At 53.4% G+C, this 25,826-nt stretch carries 19 protein-coding genes; 5 read left to right on the top strand and 14 right to left on the bottom strand.

Features of this window, described 5'->3' with window-relative positions; translation table 11 throughout:
* Positions 1 to 3: 3 nt before the first annotated feature.
* Positions 4 to 579 (bottom strand): GNAT family N-acetyltransferase, encoded by a 576-nt coding sequence (locus tag L2725_RS00770; protein WP_249247112.1) that lies wholly within the window; start codon positions 577 to 579, stop codon positions 4 to 6.
* A 137-nt stretch (positions 580 to 716) separates the two neighbouring features.
* On the opposite strand from L2725_RS00770, the gene L2725_RS00765 reads away from it, so the two are divergent.
* Together L2725_RS00765 and L2725_RS00760 are read left to right on the top strand one after the other, a co-directional pair.
* On the top strand, positions 717 to 1,244 hold the full coding sequence (locus L2725_RS00765; protein WP_249247111.1) for an SMI1/KNR4 family protein: 528 nt from the start codon (positions 717 to 719) through the stop codon (positions 1,242 to 1,244).
* Between the two features lie 633 nt (positions 1,245 to 1,877).
* On the top strand, positions 1,878 to 2,711 hold the full coding sequence (locus L2725_RS00760) for a DUF2726 domain-containing protein (RefSeq protein WP_249247110.1): 834 nt from the start codon (positions 1,878 to 1,880) through the stop codon (positions 2,709 to 2,711).
* A 687-nt stretch (positions 2,712 to 3,398) separates the two neighbouring features.
* Here the strand turns inward: L2725_RS00760 and L2725_RS00755 are convergent.
* The 6 genes from L2725_RS00755 to L2725_RS00730 all read right to left on the bottom strand — a co-directional run bounded on the left by L2725_RS00755 (position 3,399) and on the right by L2725_RS00730 (position 10,548).
* Positions 3,399 to 6,542, bottom strand: coding sequence for an efflux RND transporter permease subunit (locus L2725_RS00755; RefSeq protein ID WP_249247109.1), 3,144 nt, complete (start codon positions 6,540 to 6,542; stop codon positions 3,399 to 3,401).
* Positions 6,543 to 6,565: 23 nt separating this feature from the next.
* Positions 6,566 to 7,768 carry an efflux RND transporter periplasmic adaptor subunit gene (locus L2725_RS00750; protein ID WP_249247108.1) on the bottom strand — a complete coding sequence of 401 codons (1,203 nt, stop codon included), beginning with the start codon at positions 7,766 to 7,768 and terminating at the stop codon, positions 6,566 to 6,568.
* Between the two features lie 12 nt (positions 7,769 to 7,780).
* Positions 7,781 to 9,133: a TolC family protein gene (locus tag L2725_RS00745; RefSeq protein ID WP_249247107.1), complete on the bottom strand. Its 1,353-nt coding sequence runs from the start codon at positions 9,131 to 9,133 to the stop codon at positions 7,781 to 7,783.
* A 183-nt stretch (positions 9,134 to 9,316) separates the two neighbouring features.
* Complete coding sequence (locus L2725_RS00740) at positions 9,317 to 9,733, bottom strand: hypothetical protein (protein WP_249247968.1); 417 nt, start codon at positions 9,731 to 9,733, stop codon at positions 9,317 to 9,319.
* A gap of 212 nt (positions 9,734 to 9,945) precedes the next feature.
* Positions 9,946 to 10,116 carry a DUF3012 domain-containing protein gene (locus L2725_RS00735; protein WP_115137428.1) on the bottom strand — a complete coding sequence of 57 codons (171 nt, stop codon included), beginning with the start codon at positions 10,114 to 10,116 and terminating at the stop codon, positions 9,946 to 9,948.
* A gap of 60 nt (positions 10,117 to 10,176) precedes the next feature.
* On the bottom strand, positions 10,177 to 10,548 hold the full coding sequence (locus L2725_RS00730; RefSeq protein WP_249247106.1) for a SpoIIAA family protein: 372 nt from the start codon (positions 10,546 to 10,548) through the stop codon (positions 10,177 to 10,179).
* 92 nt (positions 10,549 to 10,640) lie between these two features.
* Here L2725_RS00730 and arfB point away from each other — a divergent pair, with 92 nt between their 5' ends.
* On the top strand, positions 10,641 to 11,057 hold the full coding sequence (gene arfB, locus L2725_RS00725; protein ID WP_249247105.1) for an alternative ribosome rescue aminoacyl-tRNA hydrolase ArfB: 417 nt from the start codon (positions 10,641 to 10,643) through the stop codon (positions 11,055 to 11,057).
* 82 nt (positions 11,058 to 11,139) lie between these two features.
* Entirely contained in the window at positions 11,140 to 11,583 is a 444-nt protein-coding gene (aroQ, locus tag L2725_RS00720) for a type II 3-dehydroquinate dehydratase (protein WP_249247104.1), read from the top strand.
* On the opposite strand, the gene glk is transcribed toward aroQ, so the two are convergent.
* Entirely contained in the window at positions 11,576 to 12,556 is a 981-nt protein-coding gene (gene glk, locus L2725_RS00715; protein ID WP_249247103.1) for a glucokinase, read from the bottom strand. The genes aroQ and glk overlap by 8 nt on opposite strands.
* A gap of 286 nt (positions 12,557 to 12,842) precedes the next feature.
* Here glk and L2725_RS00710 point away from each other — a divergent pair, with 286 nt between their 5' ends.
* Positions 12,843 to 13,883 carry a LacI family DNA-binding transcriptional regulator gene (locus tag L2725_RS00710; RefSeq protein WP_249247102.1) on the top strand — a complete coding sequence of 347 codons (1,041 nt, stop codon included), beginning with the start codon at positions 12,843 to 12,845 and terminating at the stop codon, positions 13,881 to 13,883.
* Positions 13,884 to 13,943: 60 nt separating this feature from the next.
* On the opposite strand, the gene L2725_RS00705 is transcribed toward L2725_RS00710, so the two are convergent.
* The 6 genes from L2725_RS00705 to L2725_RS00680 all read right to left on the bottom strand — a co-directional run bounded on the left by L2725_RS00705 (position 13,944) and on the right by L2725_RS00680 (position 25,713).
* A complete protein-coding gene (locus L2725_RS00705; protein ID WP_249247101.1) occupies positions 13,944 to 15,602 on the bottom strand; it encodes an alpha-amylase family glycosyl hydrolase in 1,659 nt (552 codons plus the stop codon).
* Positions 15,595 to 17,121: an MFS transporter gene (locus tag L2725_RS00700; protein WP_249247100.1), complete on the bottom strand. Its 1,527-nt coding sequence runs from the start codon at positions 17,119 to 17,121 to the stop codon at positions 15,595 to 15,597. The genes L2725_RS00705 and L2725_RS00700 overlap by 8 nt, the downstream gene beginning before the upstream one ends.
* Before the next feature lie 110 nt (positions 17,122 to 17,231).
* Positions 17,232 to 19,619 carry a TIM-barrel domain-containing protein gene (locus L2725_RS00695; protein WP_249247099.1) on the bottom strand — a complete coding sequence of 796 codons (2,388 nt, stop codon included), beginning with the start codon at positions 19,617 to 19,619 and terminating at the stop codon, positions 17,232 to 17,234.
* A 60-nt stretch (positions 19,620 to 19,679) separates the two neighbouring features.
* Entirely contained in the window at positions 19,680 to 21,569 is a 1,890-nt protein-coding gene (locus L2725_RS00690) for an alpha-amylase family protein (protein ID WP_249247098.1), read from the bottom strand.
* Between the two features lie 32 nt (positions 21,570 to 21,601).
* A complete protein-coding gene (locus L2725_RS00685) occupies positions 21,602 to 24,202 on the bottom strand; it encodes an alpha-amylase family glycosyl hydrolase (RefSeq protein ID WP_249247097.1) in 2,601 nt (866 codons plus the stop codon).
* Positions 24,202 to 25,713: a tryptophan halogenase family protein gene (locus L2725_RS00680; protein ID WP_249247096.1), complete on the bottom strand. Its 1,512-nt coding sequence runs from the start codon at positions 25,711 to 25,713 to the stop codon at positions 24,202 to 24,204. The genes L2725_RS00685 and L2725_RS00680 overlap by 1 nt, the downstream gene beginning before the upstream one ends.
* Positions 25,714 to 25,826 lie beyond the last annotated feature (113 nt).

The following is a 25,826-nucleotide window of genomic DNA, read 5'->3' as shown; positions in this document are numbered from 1 at the left end:
AGATCAGAACTCCAGCAGCATTTCGCAAGCCACACAATGGCAATCATCGCCGCATAGAGTACAGATATAGTCAGGGTTATCATGGGCCTGATTCCAGCGATCAGGGTGAGCCTTAATTAATCGCCCTCCCGCCTTGGTGAAGTACCTGACGGCGGCATTATGTGGGCTCTGCTGCCACAGGTGGGCGACACCACCCAAAGCTCCCTGAGCTTTGACTGCGTCAGCAGACTTCTGCAACAAACGTCCCCCCAATCCCTGACCCCTTGCCGCTTCTGACAGAGTGTTGGACTTAAAATAACAAACCCGATCCACTGCTAACCCCCAAAGCTCGGGCGAGCACCACTCATCCGGTTGCCAGTTTCCCGCAGCTACCGTCAACCTGAACCCAAGTAAATCGTCCCCGCGAAATGCCACAAAACTGGCATTGATACCACCGGAGATCCCGGCCTGCCATAGCTGTTCAAGGTGAGGAGTATCCAAATACCCTCCGCCATGGACCTGCTCACCAAGCAGTAGCACAGCATCAAAGTCTCTGGGGGCCATCTGGCGGATAATCAGTTGGGATTCCTGGTTGGACATGGTGTTACCTGTGATTTGTTATTATTTTGTAAATCACACTATCACAGACCTTTGGGTCATAGCACTATCACAGGTTTTAACCAAGAATTATGAGTAATCACGAGTGTTTGAGTCTGTGACGGAAAGGGAACCAGGACATGTCAGATCAGATCGCCAAGCTGAGTGCGCAAATAAAATGGGAGCCGGTAGATACTGAGGATGGAGACACAGCAGAGCTTTACTACTCTGCTGATAGCGACATTGCCGCCATAGAAGCCTTTATGGGCACCAGTCTGCCGGAAGACTACAAATGGTTTATGACCCATGTTGGCCGCAGAATTCTGACTGATAAACAGGTAAATATTCGGATAAATGGCGTTTGGATGGAGTTTCTGGACTGGTTCCGGGACGCCATTGATGTGCTTACTTTTACGCAAATGGCCTGTGACGTCGACGATGATGGCGACTCAAAAATCCCTCCCCATCTGCTGGTGATTACCAACTCTATTTCCCACGACAAATTGCTACTGGATCTGACAAAAGGGAACTACGGCAAGATCTGGTATCTGTCTTGCGGTATTCGTGAGAGAGACTGGCGCAATCACAATTATGAAGGACTGGTGTTGATGGCAAATTCCTTCACCCATCTGCTGGCTCAGATAGTGGAAGGAAAACCCGAGAGTTAACTGTGCCCCGGCGGGGCATTAGTTTGTCAGGCTGCGCCTGGCAGAACATCGTGGGTCTCCAACCCACACCCGGGGAGGGGGCTTTGCTCGCCCAAAGTCCCCTCCACCCCAAAGGGCGCCCCAACCAACGCTGACAACTCCTCAGGCTTATGCTGAAAATTGGCTATCGCTACAGACGCTCGTCCATGATTCGACTGTCGCTGCTTCGGCATCCATGCCTCGCTACGCCATTTTCAGCAACACCATCGGCAGCGTCGGACGGGGACTCAGTGTATCCCTCAGCAAAAGTGTTTTGGGTGTCCCCACTTTCAATCGCTGTGTATCCCTCAGGGATGTCCCCACTTTCCTTAACACGCCCCTGCAAACTTATCTGCTGATTAACTTAAAAGTATCGATTTTTTAAGACAAATACTGGTAGTGTCTATCCAATAACCATGACCTTTGGAGTCAGATAGCGAGGCATCTCGCTTTTGTCCGTAAAAGTGTCTGTCGACGAAATTTTAGGTTTCTGATTTCTGATTGAAACGGATGAATTGTGTGAGCACGAATAAATGGGTAAACAAGACGAATTGTTATTCAAATAAACAGGTAGCCTCATTGTCAAAATATTACATGTTACTAATTTGAGGTTCTATGGAAGACTTTTACAGACTTATGGCAAGCCAAAGTTGGGGTGAAATTCTTAAGCTAGCCAAAACACAGCAATCGACTCTTAAAAATAACAAGTTAGAATGGGAAAGAATTTGTTCTTTCCTAGAGTCTGAATTTATCTCTTATTCTGAAAGAGAAAAGCCGGTGTTAGTTTCAAAATTATGCTTTGATTACATAAAGCTGAATATGGCTGGTTATATTTACTTAACTGAACCCGCATTATTAAAGATAGAAGAAATAGGATTGAAATCATCTGAGTTACAAGGTGATTCAGAAGCCATTAGTTTTGCCAAGATTTGCCGCTACTCATCTCTAGCCAAAGACGTGATTAATGGTTCAAAAAATGTGAAAAAAACCTCCGTCACAAGCGAAATCACGCAGAAAAGAACTTATTTCCCACGAACTGATTGGTTAAATCCTCTATTCAAAAGTTCTTTAGAATATGAGTTCTATCAAGCATTAAAAGATGTCTTTCCCTCGTACTTTATTTACCCTAATGTAGCTTTGAGCAATATCTTTGAATATGCATCTATATCATCAAGCTTAAGCCCAGAAGAACAAAGCTTTTACTTCAAAGGTGTAGTTGACTTTGTTGTATATGATCCAGCAGATAACCATATGCCGAAATTTTTCTTTGAGGTAGATAGCTTTTATCATGATCGACCAGAGGCTAGATTACGCGACGAAAAGAAAGATGCGATTTTTAATGCTGCCAGTCTTCAACTACATCGAATTCGAGCTGAATCCGATTCTTTAACGACAAAATCAGACTTTAGAAAAAAGATAAACAATATCATGCGGTTAAATAGCTTGTAACAAGTAAATCCTCAAAAAATAGTACATGCATCACTTTTACTAGGGCTCGCGGGATACACCACTCCCCGTTCGAAGTTGCCGGAGGGAAATGCTCACAATAGCAAGGCCTGTCATGGATGACAGGTCAGCCACCGCTGATACAGGGATGTGGAATCGGTGGCGTTTGCGTTATTGGGAGTATTTCACGATGGGTGACAACTTCGTTTGGGGCGGCAAGGGAGATGCAAGAGGGAATTGCTGTTGATCCCCTCTTGCCCAGGTGTGGGTTGGAAACCCACGACTTTCTGTCGCCTGAAAGGCGACTTCTTGTCCCAACTGCAAGTGCAAAATACCAACCTGTCCCTCTGGGACAAACTAATCCAAGCGCAGCTTGGCAAGCCTTAGCCAACGGCGAAATCCAGCATGGATTTCAATACTGAAAACTTGCAGACAACTCTGCTAGAAGGAAACACCCTTTCTGGCGACTGAGAAACACAGAACTGGCAGGCAACTCTTTAGCTGAAGAAAAGAGGTCATTTCCGACGATAAGGAAAAGAAAAAGGCGCTAAGTCTTAGCGCCTTACCCAATATCCACAGAAGGTTAGGCAGTTCCTGCGGCTTTCAGGATGAAGGTGTTATCTCTTGAGGCAAGACACAACCGAAAAAATTCTCTCGTCCTTGAGTGGTAATTCAAAAACTCAGCCCAAATCAGCCTTCGGCTGAATTCGACACAGACCGCATACCCTCAAGCAGGTTGTACAGGGCTGGCAGTACCAGCAGAGTCAGTGCTGTTGAGCTCAACAGGCCGCCGATAACCACAACCGCCAGCGGCTTTTGGATTTCCGAGCCGATGCCTGAAGACATCAAAATCGGGATCAGACCCAGCGCCGATGTCAGGGCTGTCATCAATACCGGACGCAGACGACCGGCAGTCCCTTCAAATACCGCCTCGAAGGTGTTCTCTCCGGAGTTTCTACGTTGGTTGATGGCATCCACCAGCACCACACCGTTCAATACCGCAACACCAAACAATGTGATAAAGCCGATTGAGCTTGGCACCGACAGATAAGTGCCGCTGAGATACAGAGCGAATACACCACCAATCAAGGCCAAAGGTACGTTAGCCATAATCAGACCCACCTGACGGGCACTACCGAAGGAGAAGTACAGCAGCAGGGCGATCAGAGCGATGGAAACAGGCACCACCAGCATCAGCTTTTGCTGGGCGCGCTGCTGGTTTTCATACTGACCACCGACCATCACGGTATAACCCGCAGGCAGCTCTGCTTTGGGCACAATGGCATAGATATCCTGTACCACAGAGCCCATATCCCGACCGGATACGTTGGCCTGCACGACCACACGGCGCTGCACATCGTCGCGGCGAATATTGGGGGGTGCCATTTCAACGGCCACATCGGCCACTTCAGCCAGGCGCACAGTGGCGCCGTTAAGGCCAGTCAGCAGCAGGTTTTCGATGGCATCCGGGGTATTACGAAACTCTTTAGCCAAACGCACATGAATATCGTATCTGGCGTTGCCGTCGATCACCTGTCCGGCCTCGGTACCACCAATGCCGCTGCTGACCAGGCTCATCACCTCATCCACACTGATGCCATAACGGGCCAGCATGTCGCGCTTGGGACGCACCACCAACTGGGCTTCACCCGTCACCTGCTCCAGCGACACATCGGCCGTGCCGGGAATGGTTGCCACCAGCTCAGCCAGTTGCTGACCTTTACTGGACAGCACATCCAGATCAGGCCCAAACAGCTTAATCGCCAGCTGGGCTTTTACCCCGGACAGCAACTCATCCACTCGGGTGGCGATGGGCTGAGAGAAGGTATACAGCAGGCCCGGGAACACACTTAGTTTGTCCTGCATCAGGTGTTGCAGTTCCTGACGATTGGACGCCGAAGTCCACTCCTCCATTGGCTTTAGACCGATATAGATTTCGATATTGGATACCGGCTCAGGATCGCCCCCCAGCTCGGCCGCACCGATACGGCTCAGAGCATATTCCACCTCAGGGAAGTCCATCAAAATGGCTTCCAGATGTGGTGCCACATCCAGGGCGGTTTGCAAACTGGCCGTCGGTGCCAACGTCACTCGCAGGTTGATGGTGCCCTCTTCCAGCTCAGGCACAAACTCAGTCCCCAGACGTGGCAGCAGCGCCATACTCAAACCAAACATCACCAGGGCGCTGCCCAGCACCAGCCTGGGCTTGTTCATGGCACCCTTCAGCAGCTTGCGATAGCCCGCTTCCAGTGGCTCCAGCAATGGACTGCGACGAACGGTTACCCCACGCTTGAACAGATATACTGCCAGCGCAGGCACCACAATCAGGGCAACAGCAAGGGCAGAGATCATCGCCAGGATGATACTGACGGCCATCGGCTGGAACATCTTGCCCTCAACCCCTTCCAGAGCGAACAGGGGCGCGAATACCACGATAATAATGGCAGTCGCGAAGAATACCGGACTGCATACCTCGCGGGCGGCTGTCAGCACTCGCTGAGCCACTGACTCCTTTCCTTCGGTATTAGTAGCATGAGAGAGGTGTTTAAAGATGTTCTCCACCATCACCACAGAGCCGTCTACCAGCATACCGATAGCCACGGCCAGGCCACCCAGTGACATCAGGTTAGCCGACATGCCAAAGTAGCTCATCACCATCAACGCCAGCGCGATAGACACAGGGATCGACAGCAGCACCAACACAGTGGCGCGGATATTCACTAAAAACAGCGCCAGCACCACCAGAATGAACACAAAGGCCATCAGCAAGGCATCGGCTACTGTGGTCACCGCGGTTTTCACCAGATCCGACTGATCGTAAAACACTTCAAAGTGCACACCCTCAGGCAGAGATTGCTGGATCAACTGCACCCGCTCGGCGATATCATCAATGGTGGCCTTGGTGTTGGCGCCCATACGCTTAAGCACCACACCGGCAACCACTTCACCTAAGTTTTCTACCTCGCCATTATCGGCCTTGCGGGTCATGGTCACTGCGCCCACACGGATCTCAGAGCCATAATCCACTCTGGCAATATCGGCCACCCGCACCGGGGTGCCTGCCGATTCGGTCAGCGGGATCTGGCCGATAGCTTCCAGCCCGGCATCACCGGAGGGCAGCAGACCATAACCCCGCACCACCAGCTGCTCCTGGCCCTGATCCATAAACCAGCCACCGGCGTTGCGGTTATTGCTCTCCAGCGCCGCAGTCACATCCTCCATGCTCAGGCCATAGCTGAGCAGCAAGTTGGGATCTACCTGCACCTGATACTGACGCACATGACCACCGAAGGAGAGCACATCTGTGACGCCGCCAACCGGCATCAAAATCAGCTTCACCAGATAGTCATTGAGACTGCGCAGTTCATCAGAGCTCACACCGGAGGTTTTATCCGCCCGCAGAATGTACTGATACACCTGCCCCAGGCCTGAGGTATTGGGGCCGATTTCAGGCACACCCACACCTGATGGGATCATCTCCTTGGCCGCCTGCAACTGCTCAAACACCTGCTGACGGGCAAAATAGATATCTGTGCCCTCGGCAAACACCACAGTAACAATAGACAGGCCCGTGCGGGACAGAGAGCGCACTTCCGTGACTTCCGGCAGCGCGTACATGGCCGACTCCACCGGATAGGTGATCAGCTTCTCCACCTCTTCCGCCGCCAGACCTTCAGCCGCGGTATTAACAGTTACCTGTACATTGGTCACATCGGGAAACGCATCCAGATTCAACCTCGGCAGAATAAAGACACTGGCGATAAGGGCTGAAACCAACGCCAACAACACCAGCAAACGGTGGCGCACTGCCACCTGAATCAAGTTATTCAACATATTGCTTGCCTCAGCGCTGCGCCTTAGTGATTGTGGATATCAAAGCCAGACTTGGCCTGCTCTGATGCCAGGAAGAAGGCGCCGGATACCACCACCTGCTCATCATGGTGCAGACCCATGACCAGGTTCATGCCCCGCTGACGCTCCAGCACTGTTACCTCTTTGGCCTCAAAGCCATCGCCCTCGGCCACAAACACCTGCCAGTGACCGTCACTGCTGCGGGTCAGCGCCGCATCTGGCAGTACTACACCATGACTATCGCTCTTTGGACCTTCGCTACCGCTGTTTGAATCGGCTGTGGCGTTGGCAACAGCCTGCTTAAAGTAGAGTTCAGCAAACTGACCGGCATGCAACACATGTCCCGGGTTATGCAAACGTGCCAGCACCTGCTCGGTGCGGGTCACCGCATTCAGCTCATGGGAGCGACCTATGATTTCGGCGGGCAGCAATTTATCACCCACGCGCACCATGGCTTTGGCACCGACTTGTAACTCCTCGGCCTGCATAGGCGTCAACTGAGCCTCAACCCAGAGGAATGACTCATTGGTCAGCTGCATCAAGGCAGTACCTGCAGCAAACACCTGACCACGCTGGGCCACATCCTGCTGCACGCGACCATCAATCGGCGCCAACAGTTGATATTGACCAATGGATTGTGGGCGACTTTCGAGGGTTTTAATTTGGGCTGGCGTCATCTTCAAAGACTGCAAAATGGCACGCTTTAGCTCAGCATCGACCTGGGCCTGCAGGCGACGACTGGCGCTGACAGCACTCTTGTCCATACTGCTGACCCGCTTCCACTCGGCTGCGGCATTAATGTAATCCGCCTGGGCCTGCGCCACGGCGGCGCCGCCCAGCGTCAGCAGCGCTTCACCGGTTTTAACTTCCTGACCCGGCACCACATGACGGGCCAACACCCGCACATCCAGTTGTGGTGCCAGGGTCACTGTCTTGTCTCTGTCTACAGTCAGGGTAGCCGTTGCCACTGAGTCCAGGCTGAATGCCTGCTCAGCCACAGGCATCAGCTTGATAGACGCCAGTTGCATCTGCTCGGCACTCAGGTGCAGACCATGGTCATCTTCACCCTCTTTGACCTCTGCCTCCTCAGGACCATGACCATGGCCCGGACCTGCAATCACTGCAGGAGTAAAGGATAAGGACAGCGCCATACTCAAGGTCAGAGCCAGGGCAACAGCAGACAGTTTGATTTGATTATTGGTTTTCATGATGCAATTCCTTTATTCAGCCAGCGGCCCTGATTGGGTTTGAGCTTGGGTTTGGGCTTGAGAGGCCAGCTTGAGAATGAATGTTTCCAGTTGACCCGATACCGCCAGCCAGTCGATCCAGCTTTGGTAAATGGCGGTTTCCAGCTGCAGTCCCACCAGATAGTTGGCGGATAGCTGACGTCGGCTTTGCAGATAGTCGCTGGTACTGATATCACCCAGCTGCCACTGCTGGCCCAGAGAGCTCGCGGCCTGAGAGCCGGCAGAAAATGCCAGCTGCTGCCAGTCGCCATATCGCTCCTGCAATCTGGGCACACTCATTTGGAATTGCTTGTGTTGTTGTTTGAGCAAACGCTCGGTGGACAGGTAACCCTGCTCGGCGACTGTCACCGCCTCATCCGCTGCGGCGCTGACATCCCGGTAGCTGTTGCGCACCTGCAGCGGCACAGAAACACCGATACCGAATTTATTATCATCGCCATCCCGCTCAGCACTCAGGCTGATAGTTGGGTCGATACTGTTATCACTGCGGGAAACTGCAGCCTGAGATTTGGCCAGCTGCACCTGCTTGTAAACCAGTTCCAGCGCAGGTAACTGCATATCCACAGCCGCAAAGCCATCGATGGAGATCAGCGGCAGAAAATCGGAGAACGACTGAGACTCAGCTCCCAGCAGGGACATCACCTGAATATCTGCCGCCAGCGCGGCCTGCTCAGCCATGGCATAGTCGGCACTGTTACCGGCCAGCTCCATGGACATCAGCTCCAACTCAGCCTGGGAGATATCTCCGGCGGCAACCCGCTGACGGGCAATCTCAAGCTGAGTACCTGCGTATTCCAGCTGCTGACGGGCAAACGCCAGCTCCTTGTTACGCAGGCGCTGCTCAATCAAGGCACTCAGGGAGTCACCCAGCAGACGACTACGCTCCAGCTTCATCTCCAGCTGGGCAATCTGCTGCGTTAGCAAGGCCTGACTGCGGGCATTACCGGACTTGTCTCCCCAATCGATGGTCTGACTCAACTCGATACCATAGGTATCTTCAGGGCCATTGACATAACTAAGGCCCAGCTCCGGGTTGTAAACCGCCTGAGAGGCCGCCTCCAGCTCGAAGCCCAGTTGACGGGCACGAGCCTGCTGTGCCGCCATTTCCGGCAGCTTATTGATGTTTTCAAGCAGTTGAACTGTCCACTCATGGGAGACTGCTGCTCTGTACTCTGCACTATGGTGTTGAGCCGGTGCCATATCACCGGGCAATCCGGCCATAGCGCTGGAGGCCGATGCGGCCAAGCTTGATGCGGCCCAGCTTTGAGACGCTATGGGGCTGCCAAACAGTCCCACCAACGCCATAGCCAAAATGGTTTTCTTCATAACCAATCCTGTTTCAAAAAAGCATTTTTGGCAGTGTGCGGATATGACTATGTATTGCCTTGTACAGACGCACAGGGCTCATTCACATCAGATCAAATTCAAGTTCAATACCTACACCCGGACGCAAGGCGACCTTATGGGTTGAGGTCAACGCACACTGAATATTTGGATTTTGAGTTGGGATCAGGCGATAGGAGGGCGATAGTCAGGCTGCACCAAAGGAGGCAGATACAGGCCATCGCTGAAAGGGGAAATAAACTCAGGTTGAGCATCCGGCAAGGCGGATACATAGGACAACATACTGACGACGCCACCATGACACTGGCAGTCCAGACACAGATCGAACTGCTTAAGCTCTGTCACCAGATGCTGGTGTTCGTCCTTGCTGTGTTCCAGCACATGCCTAGGATCCGGGTTGTCCGGTTCACAGACACAATCTACGCACTGCTCCAGGGTTTGCACCGGAGCCACAAAGTGCAGGTGAGCATGTTCAATATCTTCATCTTCAGGGCTACCAGCGTGCAGCTGATGGGCTCCCAGGTTGGCGGCAGCAAACTGCAACAGCACGATGGCAATCATTGCCCGCGCCAGTTTGTGCATTCCCTGTGAGACCGAATTAAGCACTTAATGCTGTCCTGAAGTTGATAAAGAGTAATTAATTTAACAGACCCGGATTGTAGGCGCGAGTTCCCGAACAACAAGTCTTTTGAGAAGTTTTTAGACTTATCAGCACTCGGGCTGTGAACAAGATCAACACAAGCTGGTGACTGCAAAAACAAAAGCCCCTGTTAAACAGAGGCTTTTACAGCGATTTAGTTAAATACACAGTGCTTGGTGTAATCCGCCGCTTCATTGGCAGTCCAGTCACCCTTTGGCTTCTCTTTCATCTCTTTGCACCAGGCTTCACTGCCTACTTCAGGTGCACAGGCCGCCAACAGGGTCATTACTGACAGGGCTGCCAGCAAAGCTTTAACTGATTTCATCTCGTTTTCCTTTTTTGAAGATTAAAAATCTCATCGGCGCGTCAATACTAACTCAATTTATCAACAATTTGTCTGACTTCTTAGTGAAATCCACTCTCTGGCGTCCTGTTTTTTCTCCAGCGGAAACCAGGCAATATCGCCATTCAAAAATGGACCAAGCAGATGTACAGCATTGCCAACCCAGTCGGGGCCACCAACGAATACCAGGGCGTCCAGAGGCGGCAAAGGTTGCTGACTGACGTCCGGTGACACCAGCACCTCCCATCCCTCGAGCAACACATCGGCCTCGATATACAGGCACACTTTCTCTCCCTGCTGACGGGCACTTTCCATCAAAGGCAGGAGACACTGAACATAATCCTCGTTGGATATTCGACCACTGACAAACAGGCTGATTACCCCTTTGGCAATATCCTGAATCTGGCATAGCATAGGGCGTTTCCCCCAAAAGAGACTGCGAAACTGGTATGCTTCGCTGCAGTAAAACCAACTCAGCGAAACTGATACGGCAAACTAGCATATCCATGATAAAAATCTCAAACCGTGTATTCCTGCCGGAAAATGAAATTCAATGGCAGTTTATCCGGGCCAGCGGCGCCGGAGGCCAGCACATCAATAAGGTGTCCACCGCAGCACAGCTAATCTTTGAGATTCGGGGTTCCTCCCTGCCAGAGATGTATCAGGAGCGCCTGCTGGCCAAAAGCGACCATCGCATTACCCAAAGTGGCAGGATCATTATCAAGTGCCAGCAATCCCGCAGTCAGGAAGCCAACCGGGAAGAAGCCCTGCAACAGTTTATTGCTTTGGTAGCCAGTGTTGGCGTAACACAGAAAAAACGCATTCCCACCAAGGCGACCAAGGCCAGTCAGAGGCGCAGAGTCGACGCCAAAAAGCAGCGCGGCAACGTGAAAGCCATGCGCCAACAGAAGAAGTTTGATTAAGTAATTTTCAACGGTAAATCATCGACAAAGGCGGTGGCATTTGGTTTGATTAAGCCATATCAAGAACCAAGGACCGCACTCAATGACATCCAGCCACAAAATCCTGCTGCTTAATGGCCCCAATCTGAACCTCCTGGGTCGCCGTGAGCCGGAAAAATATGGTCACCAGACACTGGCCCAACTGGTTGAGCAGGTGGAATCTGTGGCCAGCTCGCTGAATGTCTCCCTTGAGCACCTGCAGTCCAATGCCGAACATGAGTTGATCGATGCCATCCACAACACGGATGCCGACTTTATCATTATCAATCCGGCTGCCTTTACCCACACCAGCGTCGCTCTGCGCGATGCCCTGCTGGGTGTTGCCATCCCTTTTATCGAAGTGCACATCAGCAATGTGCACGCCCGTGAACCTTTCCGCCAACACTCCTACTTGTCAGATGTGGCTGTCGGCGTGATCTGTGGCCTGGGTACCCAGGGGTACGAACTGGCACTACGGGCTGCGGTCAGGACTCTGGCAGTTAACTGAACATATTACTCTGATAATACCAGGCGGCTGCGCCGGTCAGGGCGGTGTCGCTCTTCATGGCTAACTGAACCGGTACATCCTTGAGATAGTCAGACATACGTCCCTTATCCAACATGCCGTCAACAAACTCAGACTCTTTGAGGAAGTCCAGCATACGGGGAAGAATACCGCCACCCAGCACCACGCCACCCAGAGCACCATGAGCCATCACCAGATCGCCAACGGTTTGTCCCAGCCAGCGACAGAACAGGGAGAGGGTTTCCACGGCCAGGGCATTGCTGCCATCCATCGCCGCGCTGCTGATCTCGGCAGCAGTTTCAAACTCAATCGCTTCATCTTTGACAGCGGCCAATGCCCGGTACAGATTTACCAGCCCGGGACCACACAATATGGTCTCCACACTGACAAACTCATCCATGGTACGCAGCTGCCGCACCACCGCATCCTGCAGTTCATTGCTCGAAGCCAGTGCCATATGGCCACCTTCACAGGCAACCGGCTTAAAGCCACCGGCTTGAGGATGCAAAGATGAAATACCAAAGCCAGTGCCCGGCCCCAGCACCAATACTGGCGCACTCTTATCGGCTTTACCCGGCTTAATACGGGCGATCTCGGCGGCGGCCAGCAGCGGCAGACTGTTGGCGTAAGCGGCAAAGTCATTAAGCAAACATAAATGCTTCAGGCCCAGTTCGGCCTTAAGCTCTGCGGTGACCACCCGCCAGCCTAGATTGGTCAGGTTGGCACCAGTACTGCTTACCGGCCCGGCTACCGCAATTGAGCCGCCGACCACCTTGGTATCTTCTGGCAACAATGCCTGATACTGACGGATTAACTCCAGCAATGACCCGGCATTAGCGCTGGGCAAGGTATGTTGGTGGGTCAGGCAAAAACGTTGACCATCCCGCTGTACCAGCGCGAACCGACCATTGGTACCACCAACGTCACCAACCAATACGAATTGATTCTGCTCCATATTTTCTTGATCTTCCTGTCAGGGAAATGCCTAATTATGATTATTAATCTCACTGAAGCTGCAAACCAGAACGTCTATAGACAAGTGGCAATTGCATCTTCTTCAAAAAATCGTGATGTTTACCGAATAAGCTTCATCTTCGCCACAGTACAACACAGTCAGCGAGGCTGAGAAAGCGGTTTCATTATGAACAATGTTCAAGCGTAAGCAAGACAGTTACCCGACCTGCGCGGTATTACAAGTGAGGCGTCCTTGAACGCCTATAACAAAAAAGAGCGTAAAAACAGTGACCAACAAAGGCAAAGCCACCTCTATTGATATCGCTTATCTGGCCGGAGTGTCTCAATCTACCGTTTCCCGGGCACTGCGCAACAGCCCGCTGGTCAAACCTGAGACTGTGGCCCGAATTCAGCAGATCGCCCGTGAGCTCAATTACAAAGTCGATAAACATGCAAGTAGTTTGCGTACCCAACAAAGCACCACACTGGCATTGCTCTTGTTTGAGGACCCCACCTCAGACGATTCACTGATCAATCCATTTTTCCTGTCCATGCTGGGCTCGATAACCCGCGCCTGTGCCATAAAAGGTTACGACCTGCTGGTCTCTTTCCAGCAACTGTCCGACGACTGGCATGCCGACTATGAAGACAGCCACAAAGCCGATGGCATTATTCTGCTGGGGTACGGTGACGACGTGGACTATCAACCCAAGATGCAGCAGCTGGACGCCCAGGGAACCCGTTACGTTCGCTGGGGAGCCGACTCCGGCACCCTGTGTGTCAGCAGTGACAACCGCCAGGGCGGTATTCTGGCGACCCAACATCTGATTGAACTTGGCCATCAACGCATCGCCTTTATCGGAGATGCCTCCAACCACTACCCTGAACTGTTCGCCCGCTATCAGGGCTATGCTGCATCCTTATTGGCCGCCGGCATTTCCCTTGAGCCCGGTCTGCAGGTAGATGCGATTACCACGGAGGAGTCGGGGTACAAAGCCACCTGCGCTTTGCTGGACAGCAAATCTGCCGGTGATTTCACCGCTATCTTTGCAGCCAGTGACCTGATTGCCATAGGAGCCATGCAGGCGCTGACTGAACGAGGTCTGATGCCGGGTAAAGATGTCGCCATCGTGGGCTTTGACGACCTGCCTTTGGCTCGTTTCACCACCCCCGCCCTGACCACAGTGCGGCAGGATACCAAGCTGGCGGGTGAAACTCTGGTGGATAAATTGATCAGTCGTATCCGTGGGGAGAGTGTCGAAGCCGTCACCATCCCCACTCAACTTATCGTCCGCAACAGCTGCGGCGCTCTGCCGGGTAAGGTTTAACTCTGCCTAAGCTCTGTGAAAACAGGGCTTTGTAAGAACCTGACTCAGTGGAAACCAAGCTCAGTGAAAACTCAACTCAGCGAGTTTGTCACTGACCTGCTCCGGCAGTTTATCTCCCCTGCGTACTAGCACTCTGACGCCATGGGCAGGAACCTGAAGTTCAGCTGCCTTCCCGAGAGTCAGATTGTTATCCGCCATAGGCTCCTGCCACTCACCGGCAAGCAGGGGCGCTGACAGTGCAACCGAAGCTGACTTATCCCCCTTGTTAAGCAGCACCAAAGCCAGCTCATAGCCTTCAGCACTCTGCACTACCCGATAGAAGGCCGCTGTATCTTTGTCATAGCCCAGATCCCACTGCAGGCCACGCTGCAAGCTGGGCAGCTGGGCGCGCAGATTGGCAATGGGCAAGAGTGCCTGACGTATAGGGTGGCTCACCGCTTTGTCGACATTGTCCTGACCAAAGTAGTTACGATTACCCATATGTTCGCCCTTGCCACGCTCAAATCCCATCTCTGAGCCGTAGTAGATCACAGGTATTCCGCGGGCGGTAAACAGCCAGTTGTGGGCATCGATAAAGCCCTCATCGCTGGCGTTCATCCGCGGCATATCATGGTTATCGTAGAAGGTCAGCAGATCGTAGGGATTGGCGTAAGGGTTGTTCTTTGGCTGCAGGAACAGCGCTTTTTGCAGTTCACTGTAATCAGCCCCCTTGGCGAACACGCTGTCCATGGCGGCTTTCATGGGGAAATCCAACACACTCATGCCGCCCTTGTCCGGGAAGGTATACTGGCCTATCTCTTTGGGATCGAAAGAGTACACCTCACCAAACATAAACATGCCGGGATACTGGGCACGAATACGGTGACTGAACTCACCCCAGTGCTCAGCGGGTACGTGCTTAACGGTATCAATCCGCATCGCCCCGGCGCCCTGACCAAGCCATTTGAGATAGGCATTAACAAAGTAATCCATCACCTCTGGCTTGCCCGTATTCATATCAGCCAACTGGGCCAGATCTCTTTTGGTATTGAAGAAAGCCTGCAAAGGCTTGTCGGTATCCAACTGCTCAGGCGCAAGGTTGCCGTGATCCGCCACCAGCTCGCCCTGCTCGTTATACAGTTTGCCAAACAGGCTGGTGCGGTACTGCTCATCCGTCATGGTGTAAGCGGGAGAGCCGTGGTTTATCACCACATCCAGCACTGTGCTCAGGCCTTTATCAGCCAGTTGTTTATTCAACTGGGCGAAGTCCAGTCCGGCCGATGGCAGGTGCTTATCCAGCTTGTAGAAATTGGTGCCCCAATAGCCGTGATATGCCGCCTTGCCTCTGTCCATGGCGAAACCATGGGGCTTAATCTCATCACCACCGGTAAAAGCCTCTGCGGGATTCTGGACAATGGGCGTCATCCAGATGGCGGAAAAACCCATCTCACGAATGTAGTCGGCGTTATTCAAAATCCCTTTGAAATCTCCGCCCATATAGCCCACGTTGGCACTGTTGCCTTCCAGCGAGACAGGCAGCTGCCAACCTGACTCCTGCTCAAAGTTGTTGGCAGGATCGCCATCCACAAACCTGTCGGTCACGACAAAGTAAACCGCATTGGCAGCGAAAGGATCCCTGGTACCCATCAAATCGCTTCCTACCAGCTCGGGCTGCGAAGCCAGCGCATTGCCCGTGAGGGCGGCCGCAATGGCCGCTCCCACAAAGCTCAACTTAGCCATGGGCACCTCCCCCCACCAGTTCAACCTGATGACCATTTTGCAGTTTCACCTTCACCACCATCATGGCGGCCAGCGCGAAGGAAACGGCGCCAATGACCATGGCGTAGATAGGGTTGGACTCGAATCCATAGCGCAGCAACAAACCCAGAATACTGGCCGCCAGCAGCTGAGGGATCACGATAAAGAAGTTGAAAATACCCATATACACGCCCATTTTGTTGGACGGCAGACAACCGGCCAGCATGGCGTATGGCAAAGATAGAATTGATGCCCAGGCGAAACCTATACCCACCATGGAAAGTAGCAGCCACTGAGGATCTTTGATCCACAGGAATGACAGCAGACCCAGAGCACCTAACAGCAGGTTGACGCTGTGAGCCATGCGTAACCCCATGCGGCTGACCATCACAGGAATAATAATGGCGGCCAGCGCCGAGAAGCCGTTATAGGCACCAAACAGCACGCCCACCCAGTTGGCACCGTGGTTAAAGAGCTCTGAAGCAGGGTCGTCGGTACCATAGTGATGAGAGGTCACTGCTGCCGTGGTGTAGATCCACATGGCAAACAGGGCAAACCAGGAGAAGAACTGTACCCAGGCCAGCTGACGCATGATCTGCGGCATGGCGAACAGGTCATCCATCACGGTATCAAAGCCTGAGTTGGCTTTTGGAGTCTTGCGACGCCAGCTCATCAGCCACTGGGCCAGACCAAACAGCACCAAACCTATGGAGAGAATATACAGCTGCTTGTCCCAGCCCAGCATCCACACCAGCAAGGTACCCAATGCGGCCGGAACCATAAACAGCATACCGGATTTAAACCAGCGGCCACTGTCACGCACAGGGCTGTCGGATTGCGCCTCTTCATCCTGCTCACCAAAGGCCGCCAGCTCTTCAGGGCTGTACTCCTTGCTGCTGATGATGGTCCAGCCAACGGCAACAAACAGCACAACAGCACCCATGTAGAAGGCGTACTTGACGGTATCCGGGATATGGCCTTCAGGAGCACTGTTGCTGACGCCGAAGTGGCTCAGGATCCAGGGCAGCATGGACGCCACCACGGCACCTACGCCAATAAAGAAGCTCTGCATGGCATAGCCTTTCGGCTGCTGCCGCTTGGGCAGATTGTCACCGACAAAGGCGCGGAAAGGCTCCATGGAAATGTTTATCGATGCATCCAGAATCCACAGCATACCTGCAGCCACCCAAAGCACACTGGCATTGGGCATCACCAGCAGTGACAGGGAAGTAAAGATGGCACCAATCAGAAAGTAGGGACGACGGCGACCCAGGCGGTTCCAGGTGTTATCGCTCAAATAGCCGACGATAGGCTGTACCAGAAGACCGGTTACCGGCCCTGCGATCCACAGCAGCGGGATGGTCTCCATATCCGCGCCCAGTGTCTGGAAAATTCGGCTGACGTTAGCGTTCTGCAGGGCAAAACCAAACTGGATCCCCAGAAAGCCGAAACACATATTCCAAATCTGCCAGAAACTCAGACTAGGTTTTTCGTTCACCATGCCCTTTCCTCTTATCCATAATTCTTGTTGGCATTTGTAACATTATGGTAACCAGCCCTGTTCGGGCTGGGCACCCATCTGCATACGTATTCATGGCATGCATTTGTGGCTTACAGGCGGATTTCCACCCGGTTGCTGGCTTTCTGGCCCTGCAGCTTGCTGTCCAGTGTCAGCACACCAGCTTGCCATTGGCACTCAACCGGCTTGCCATTCAATGTCACCGAGGCTGGCCTGGCGTCCAGATGCAGCACACTGAGTTGGATGCTGCGGCCGTCGGCAAATTGCGGTTTACCACTGCTGGACAGAGTCAATGTCAGGCGATCCTGCTTAAATTCAGACGCAAAACTCAGCAGCTCAAAGTTGCCGGTTTTCAGGTTGTTGGCACCCACGCCGTCATCATCAAACATCTCGCCATGACTTTGGCTGACGGCTTTATCGAAGTAGAAGCTCAGATCCAAAGTTTGGGTACTGTAGTCGCGGCTGGAGGCCAGTTCGCCGTTGGCTTTTTCTGGTGCCAGCGCCATAGGCACAAAGCTGCCACCACGAACCAGCACAGGAATGGTTTCAAGCGTCACAGGCACATTGACCTGCTGCTCGCCCGAATAACGCTTGCCGGTGAAATAGTCGAACCAGATCCCCTCGGGCAGCTGCACAGCCACAGATTCAACACCCGGGTCAGTCACAGGCGCGACCAGGAAGGCATCTCCCCACAGATAGGCATCTTTGTTATCAAACAGGCTGGAGTCCGCCTCATTTTCAAACATCAAAGGGCGCATCAGCGGCATGCCGGTAGCACTGTTTTGATAAGCCAGGGTGTAGTTGTAAGGCAGCATGCGGTAACGCAGCTTTACGTATTCACGCAGAATGTCTTTGGTCTGCTGATCGTGGAATACCGGCTCAGGTGCGATGTTCTCCTGAGCGTGGGGACGATATACCGGCTGGAACACGCCATACTGCATCCAGCGGGTGTACATCTCGGCATCGAACTTGTCGCCACCGGCAAAACCGCCCAGATCTGAGTGGGTATAGCCCAGGCCCAGCAAACCCATCTGCAGCGACAGCTCAACCTGAGGCTTCAAGCCACCCCAGCTGCGGCTCACATCACCGGTCCAGGGAATCATGCCGTAGCGCTGGGAGCCGATAAAGCCAGAGCGCATCATGATCATAGGGCGCTTGTCAGGCTGAGCCTGAGTCAGGCCTTGATACACCAAGCGGGCCCACTCGTGGCCGTAGGCGTTGTGGATCTCATCCGCGGTGCCCACAGTATGCACTGTGTCATGGGTATGCACTTCCGGCTCACCCAGATCCCCCCACCAGCCACCAACTCCCTGCTTCATCAGGGTTTCGTAGATACCCCAGAACCACTCCTCACCCTTGGGTGAGAACACATCCACCAGGCCGGTATTGCCAAAGTAGAAGTCAAAGGTCTTTGGCTCACCGGCAAAATCAGTGGCCAGCGCACCGGCTTCAACCGCTTCGTCCCAACGCTTGGAGGTGGTCAGGATAAAGGGCTCAGTGATCAGAATGGTATTCACACCCTGTTCGCTGAAATCGCTGATCATCTTCTCCGGAGTTGGCCAGGCTTCACGATCCCAGTCCAGGTTCCCCATATGGCCCTGCACATCCTTACCGAACCAGTAGAGGTCCAGTACGATGGCATCCAACGGGTAGTCCTCTTTGGCAAAGGTATCCACTGTGTCACGGGCTTCCTGCTCAGTGTGATAACCGAAGCGGGAGGCAAAGTTACCCAGAGACCAACGTGGTGGCAAAGGCTGGCGACCGGTCGCTGCAGTCAGGTTTTCAATCAGCTCTGGATAGTCGCTGCCCGCAGCCACCAGATAGCCGGTACGACCACCCTGAGCTTCAAACTGCATGACATCGGATTGGGTTTTACCCAGATCCATCCAGCCCGTGGCTGAGTTATCAAACACCAATGCATACTTGTTGGAAGACATAACCGCAGGCAGGCCGTAATACATCTGCTCGGCATGGGTGGTGTAGCCATAGGAAGCCTTGTTGTACAAAGGCAGTCTGTGACCACGTCTATCCATCCCCAGCACCCGCTGGCCGCCGCCAATCAGCTTCTCATCTGGTTCCAGCTCGAAACGGAAGCCCCGGATATTGTCATGCACAAACAGACCGCTCTCTTCCGCCAGGATCTGTTCGCCCTCATGGAAAAAGCTCAGGTGCAAAGGTGAAGATTGAATCGCCACGGTCAGCTCAGGCAGCTTATACAGCAAACGTCCATCCTGCTTTTGCAGTGTGCCTCGCTGGATAGCGGCGTGCTCATCCAGCGCATAGGATGGCAGCTGCTTAACGCCCTCATTGGCATAGTGAACGGCAACGGCACCTTCGCCATAGCCGGATAGTGTGACCAGACCTTCATCTGTACTCAGCACCAGGTTATTACCATCAAAGTGATGACTTTTGAGCATGGCGGCCTGAGCAACCGGGCTTAAGCTCATACCCGCCATCAGGATCCAGAGTAATTTTTTCATGGGTATCTCGTTATTCTGTTTACTCGTTATTTATTTTGCTGAATCTGGTTCAGTTAACTATCAGCGCTTCAGCTCAAGAATGCGTGACTGCAGCGGTGCCAGCGCCATAGCGACCTGACCTTCGCCCTTTACGACAGTCAGCGTCAGCTCGTCACCACTCAGTTGGTCCACCAGCTCATAGCGGCCATCTTTCAGCGCCATGGCGGAGATCTGCTCAGCAGGCAGTTTGAGTTCAAACTCAGTGCCCGCCACCTGAGCAAAGTTGGTGGCGATGATCAGCTGTTGCTCATCACTCCAGCGCAGGAAGGCATAAGTGCTGTCGGTATAACCGGGGTTGTGCTTGTTGGCGGTATGGATTTCAGCGTACTGACCCATCAATGCCGGACTGGACTGTACGAACTGCATCAGGCGCAAATAGTAGTCACGCAGCTGGCGTTCATCGGCAGTCAGTGCGCCGCCATCAAATTCGCCGCCATTCATCCAGCGCTGGTGTGCAGGCACGCCCCAGTAGTCGAAGATGGTGGTGCGGGTCGCCTTGCCAAAACCTGCGTCCTGTTCGCCGCGCTCACCCACATCCTGACCGAAGTAAAGCATGGTTGGCGAAGTGCTCAGAGTGGCTGATACCACCATGGCAGGCAGCGCATTTACCGCTTCACCGGCAAAGTCAGGGCTGGCGATACGCTGCTCGTCGTGGTTTTCCAGAAAGTGCAGCATATTGTGTTCAATATCTGCCTTGCCGGCCTGAATTGAAGCTATGGCATCGGTACTTTCACGCCCCTGAATAATGGCTTTCAGGCTGTCATACAGGTCCACCTTGTCATACAGGTAATCCATCTTGCCCATATGCAGGTAGTCGCGGTACAGGTGTGGCTGATACACCTCCGCCAGCAGGAAGGCATCCGGGTTGGCATGTTTGATATGGCTGTTCAGATAGCTCCAGAAGGCAACCGGTACCATTTCCGCCATGTCGTAACGGAAGCCGTCGATACCGAACTCAGTCCAGAACAGGGCGATATCACGGAATTTCTCCCAGGAGTCAGGTACATCTTTACCCTGCCAGAACTCGTAGTGAGCCGTTACATCCATATTGGCAAACTCAGCAGGCAGTTGTGGGAAGTCATGGCTGCCGTCAGGACGCACGCCATAGTTCACCTTGACGGTTTCATACCAGTCGTGGAAATGAGGCTGAGAAGAGCGGGCACCATTACCTGTCCACTTGGCTGGGTTCTCCACAAATTCGCCATCGGCCTGAGGATGAGACTCGCCCCCCAACGGCTGGTAACCGTCCAGCCATTCAGGAACTTTGAAGGCCTCACCAACGGCATAGTAGAAGTTGTTATCACGGGCATACTCGACATTGGTGTTATCAGCAGCACCGAAGTCCTTCACACCTTCCGGCTTACCCAGAGACTCATAGTTACGGGCCACATGGTTGGGCACGATATCAATCAGCACTTTCAAACCATGTTGGTGGCTACGATCCACCAGCGCCTTGAACTCATCCATACGCCTGGCAGGATCCTGAGCCAGATCCGGGTTCACACTGTAGTAGTCTTTGACCGCATAAGGGGAACCGGCACGCCCCTTAATTACATCGGGATCATCATTGCTGATGCCATAGGCGCTATAGTCTGCCACCAGCGCATGGTGGGGCACGCCTGTGTACCAGACATGACTGACACCCAGCTGTTTGATCCCTTCCAGCGCTTTGTCGGAGATATCGTTAAACTTTCCTACGCCGTTTTGTTCAGCAGTTCCCCAGGGAATATTGGCGGTCTGGGTGTTACCGAACAGACGGGTGAACATCTGGTACACCACAGCTTTATTGTGCTGATGCTCACCAGCGACAGTAGCTTCGCCCTTGTCCTGATCTGGTGTAAGGCTGCATCCAGCCAGGCCAATGGAAACGGCCACCATGGCCGACAGCCGTGAAATGCGGAAAAACGACATAGGGTATCTCACTCTTTTATTATTGCTTGTTCTTAATGCTGTGTATCGAGCCACAGACTATCCATAATCAGCGGCGACTGGCTGTTACCTCCGCCGAATGACCAGGAGGTCGCCTCTGGTGTCACCAGGCGCAGATCGCCTTCACCACTGCGATCCCAGGTGGTGATATAGATTTTGACGCCATCCCACTGCTTCAGCCCCAGCCCTTCTCCCCGATATTTCAGCGTCAGGGTTGCTGCAGCTTTGTCGACACTGATCTGAGGAGCAGGCGCGACCCGCTGGATAGCGTCCGTGTTACCTGACTCAGCGCCATCCGGCTGGCTTTCACCGGGGATAAACAGGGTATTTCCCCAGCCATGGAGGGTATGACCAAGATGCCAGCGTCCCTCAGGCATACTAGCCTTAAGACTGGGCAGAGCTTTCGCCCCTTTGGCTTCTGGCAGCTGACTGGAAAGATCGAAGTAGATATCAAAACTGACATTGTCGAAGCCCTGAGCGGGCAACCAGGAGTTACTGATCTCAGCCATACTCAGTGTCAGCTCAAGTACACTGCCGCCGCTGCGCACACTGGCTGCAGTGATATCTCGCTGGGCGCCACTGTTAACGTGTTGTGGTCGCTGATACTTTTCATCGCCAACCGGGTCGGTGATCTCCAGTTGCCACGCAGGATTCCTCACCTGAGTAGTAAAACTGACAGCCTTTCCCGCAAGCCCCAGTTCCGGCGCATAGAGGTTGATAGACTGGGGCCATTCGCCAACAGATCTAACCGGCAGTTGATATTGCCACCTGCCATCGGCAGAGACTGTCAGGGGAACAGCAGTATCCAGATTGCTGTTCAACACCAGCTGCAATGGGGTACCAGGCTGGCTGAAACGTCCCTGCAGCAGAGTGTCTGATGTCAGCGTCTGGCCCTGAAGCTGGGTTTCCAGCGTCAGCTCTGGCGTCATTTCCGGCATTGCCTCTGGCTGACCCCTTCCAGACTCCTCCAGCCAGCGGTAAACCCGGATTGCCTTGGCGGGCAGACTCATGGTCAGCTCACCACTGCTACTTAATACCTGCTTGTCAGCAACAGCACCATTTTCATCAAGCACCAGCAGCCAATGTCCTGATTGCAGTGGCATATTAGCCAGCAGCTGGCTGCTCTGGGCCGTATTCATCAGTATCAGAGTCTGCTGATCCTGATAGCTGCGCTCGAAACCAAGCACACCGGCTCCCTGACTGGAGCTGGCCAGTATGGTCAGATCGCCTCGGGTCAGGGCTTTATCACTCAGTCTGAGTGCCGCCAGATCCTGAACAAAACGGAACATGGCTGAGTTGGTATCAAACTGACTCTGCTTCGATCCATAACCTCCGGCGAACATGGCCTGACGCGTCTGTGTCAGTGCCTGTTCATCACCCTGATAGATCACCGGGATACCCGGCACAGTGAAGATAACCGCCATCGCCTGACGGAAAGATGCCAGCGAACCGGAGGACAGGAATCTGCGAGTGTCATGGTTGTCGACAAAGTTGGGGATCACCCAGGGATTTGGGTAAACCGCCATCTGCTGCTCAAGCCGGTAGGCCAGCTGCGCCGTTGGGGCCCCCTCGGCCAACACCCGTCCCAGCTCGAAATAGAGAGGGAAGCCAATCACTGAGTTCAGCTCAGGTTTGTCTTCGGTCCCCAGAAAACTCACCAGCTTATGCTCGCCGCTGTTTTCCATAGGGGCTGAGCCATCGAAGATCTCCCCAAAGGCTAAAAAGTCATTGCGGCCGGTGCCTTTGGCAGCCGCCATAATGCCGTTCGATGCATGCAGAAAATCATTCCAGAAATCATGCTCCACATACTTGGCGGTATCGACCCGGAAGGCATCCACACCCACGGTTTCAATCCAGTATCTGTAGCTGTCTTTCAGGGTTTCCCGAACTTTGGGGTTAGTGGTGTTGAGATCCGCCAGATTCGCCAGCTGATGGGTAAATTCCTGAGCCGGGTCTTTGTAGTCGGTAATAGGTGGCGTCCAGTGGTAAATATCTGCTGCCACATGCTCAGGATTATGTCGGTCGACCAGCTCAAACGGTGCCTGAGTCGGGAAACGATTGCCCGGATGGGCATCATCAAAAACGGTAAAGTTTTTGGCGGTATTCAGCGGATCATACTCGCCTTCATAACCGAAGAAGTTACCTGTGTGATTAACCACTATGTCCTGGATCAGGTACATACCACGGCGATGCAGACCATCAGACAAAGCCTGGTAATCTTCAAGCGTACCGAAGTGAGGCTCGATACTCTTGAAGTCGGTAGCCCAGTAGCCGTGATAACCACCGTACTGACCTTTGGGATACCACCACTGGTTGGCCACAGGCGGCGTCAGCCACAAGGCCGTTGCGCCCAGCTGCTGCATATAATCCAGTCGAGCCTTCATCCCCTTGAGATCGCCACCGCTGAATTTACGATGATCTTTGGGATCAAACTCGCCAGCTCCCTGATCATTATTGGATGGATCGCCATCGTTAAAACGATCGGTTAATGCGAAATAGATGATCTGCTCGCGCCAGTCGGGAGACGGCACATGCAGCAAAGGCTCAGCATTTGTCGGCTCTGCGGCAGAGACACAGCCGCTGCCAACCAGTAACAGGGGAAGTAACAGCCTCACTACGCAGTCTCCATCTGACAATAGGCTTGAATAAATTGGTCATGGGGCGGCATTTTGGACACAGCGCCGGACGTAATGGTCTGGATATTTTGCAAATACTCAGTCAGCTGCTCAGGTGTCAGCTTGTCTGCCATCGGCGACCAGGATTGAGGGCTAACGCCCTGCCCCAGCATCACCTGCTGCCAGGCGACCTCGGCAAAGAGCTCATCCTGCTGCCGCACCACCATGCCGGACTCTTTGAACAGGGCGATTTTGTACTCCAGAGAAGCTGGCAGTGCCATATTGCGGCAATGACGCCACAAGCTTCCGGCCTCACTCTGGTTTGAGTCGCGGCTATTCAGGCAGTAGTGCAATATGATGAAGTCACGGATCTGCTCAAACTCCTGTTGAGACTGACGGTTGTATTCGTCGCGCAATGCGTCGGCAGCCAGACCTTTGGCCGGGAACAACTTCACCAGGCGCATAATGCCGCTCTGCACCAGATGAATACTGGTGGACTCCAAAGGCTCAAGAAAACCACTGGCCAGCCCAAGTGCCACACAATTGTGGTGCCACTGTTTGCGTCTGCGACCCACCTTGAATTTCAGCAATCTGGGTTCATCCAGAGCCTGGGTCTCCAGATTCGCCTGCAGTGCCGCTTTGGCATCCTGTTCATCCCACCAACGGCTGGCGAACACCATGCCATTACCGGTTCTGTGCTGCAGCGGGATCTGCCACTGCCAACCGGCCTGATGGGCTATCGAACGTGTGTAAGGACGCAGCTTGTCGCCTCTGGCAGAGGGCACGGCCCAGGCGCTGTCACAGGGGAGCCAATGGGACCAGTCTTCAAACCCGGCATTCAGTGTCTTGTCGATAAGCAATGAGGCAAAGCCGGAGCAATCGATAAAGAGGTCTCCGGCAATCCGAGTGCCATCGCTCAGCTCCAGCGCCGTGATATCACCGCTTGTTGAATCTGTATGAATCTTGCTGACCCGGCCATTGATGTGTTTGACACCCAGCTTCTGACTGAACTCACGCAGATAGTTGGCGTACAGTCCCGCATCAAAGTGGTAGGCGTGGGGCAAATCGCCTTGTCCGCCGCTCAAGCCAAACCGGTTGGCGGCACCGGCGCAGGCATTGGCTGAATATCGCCAGAAATCACTCTTGTCTGCTTGCTCACCAAGGCGAGCCTGTTGCTTTAACCAAAAGTGTACAAAGGGAGTCAATGCCAGATCCCGACCCATAGCGCCGAAGGCATGCATATAGCAGGCGTCGGGGTTGCCCCAGCCTTCAAACTGAATACCCAGCTTAAAGGTGGCGGCAGTGGCTGCCATAAAGTCGCGCTCATCTATGCCCAGCGCGCGGTTAAACAAGGTCAGCGGAGGAATAGAGGCTTCACCGACACCCACAGTGCCGATCTCTTCTGACTCTACCAGAGTAATAGCGACGCTGTGGCCCAGTGTTTTGGCCAACATAGCGGCTGCCATCCATCCGGCGCTGCCACCGCCCAGGATTACCAGCTGTTGTTGCATATCAACTCCCTGCTGCATCTTCATTGCTCCCACCCTGTCAGGCGGCCCCTTGTATCTTGGTTAAAAACAACTGAATCAACCGTTTTTAACTAAAACACGCTTTACTGAATAAC

This window comes from Shewanella corallii, from assembly GCF_023349125.1.
Taxonomy (GTDB): domain Bacteria; phylum Pseudomonadota; class Gammaproteobacteria; order Enterobacterales; family Shewanellaceae; genus Shewanella; species Shewanella corallii.
The sequence above is the reverse complement of the archived record's forward strand: the minus strand, read 5'-3'. Positions and strand labels throughout refer to the sequence as shown.

Coding starts and splice junctions, on each gene's coding strand:
- L2725_RS00770 (WP_249247112.1), bottom strand. CDS start 579: ATGTCCAACCAGGAATCCCAACTGATTATCCGCCAGATGGCCCCCAGA.
- L2725_RS00765 (WP_249247111.1), top strand. CDS start 717: ATGTCAGATCAGATCGCCAAGCTGAGTGCGCAAATAAAATGGGAGCCG.
- L2725_RS00760 (WP_249247110.1), top strand. CDS start 1,878: ATGGAAGACTTTTACAGACTTATGGCAAGCCAAAGTTGGGGTGAAATT.
- L2725_RS00755 (WP_249247109.1), bottom strand. CDS start 6,542: ATGTTGAATAACTTGATTCAGGTGGCAGTGCGCCACCGTTTGCTGGTG.
- L2725_RS00750 (WP_249247108.1), bottom strand. CDS start 7,768: ATGAAAACCAATAATCAAATCAAACTGTCTGCTGTTGCCCTGGCTCTG.
- L2725_RS00745 (WP_249247107.1), bottom strand. CDS start 9,133: ATGAAGAAAACCATTTTGGCTATGGCGTTGGTGGGACTGTTTGGCAGC.
- L2725_RS00740 (WP_249247968.1), bottom strand. CDS start 9,733: ATGCACAAACTGGCGCGGGCAATGATTGCCATCGTGCTGTTGCAGTTT.
- L2725_RS00735 (WP_115137428.1), bottom strand. CDS start 10,116: ATGAAATCAGTTAAAGCTTTGCTGGCAGCCCTGTCAGTAATGACCCTG.
- L2725_RS00730 (WP_249247106.1), bottom strand. CDS start 10,548: ATGCTATGCCAGATTCAGGATATTGCCAAAGGGGTAATCAGCCTGTTT.
- arfB (WP_249247105.1), top strand. CDS start 10,641: ATGATAAAAATCTCAAACCGTGTATTCCTGCCGGAAAATGAAATTCAA.
- aroQ (WP_249247104.1), top strand. CDS start 11,140: ATGACATCCAGCCACAAAATCCTGCTGCTTAATGGCCCCAATCTGAAC.
- glk (WP_249247103.1), bottom strand. CDS start 12,556: ATGGAGCAGAATCAATTCGTATTGGTTGGTGACGTTGGTGGTACCAAT.
- L2725_RS00705 (WP_249247101.1), bottom strand. CDS start 15,602: ATGGCTAAGTTGAGCTTTGTGGGAGCGGCCATTGCGGCCGCCCTCACG.
- L2725_RS00700 (WP_249247100.1), bottom strand. CDS start 17,121: ATGGTGAACGAAAAACCTAGTCTGAGTTTCTGGCAGATTTGGAATATG.
- L2725_RS00695 (WP_249247099.1), bottom strand. CDS start 19,619: ATGAAAAAATTACTCTGGATCCTGATGGCGGGTATGAGCTTAAGCCCG.
- L2725_RS00690 (WP_249247098.1), bottom strand. CDS start 21,569: ATGTCGTTTTTCCGCATTTCACGGCTGTCGGCCATGGTGGCCGTTTCC.
- L2725_RS00680 (WP_249247096.1), bottom strand. CDS start 25,713: ATGCAACAACAGCTGGTAATCCTGGGCGGTGGCAGCGCCGGATGGATG.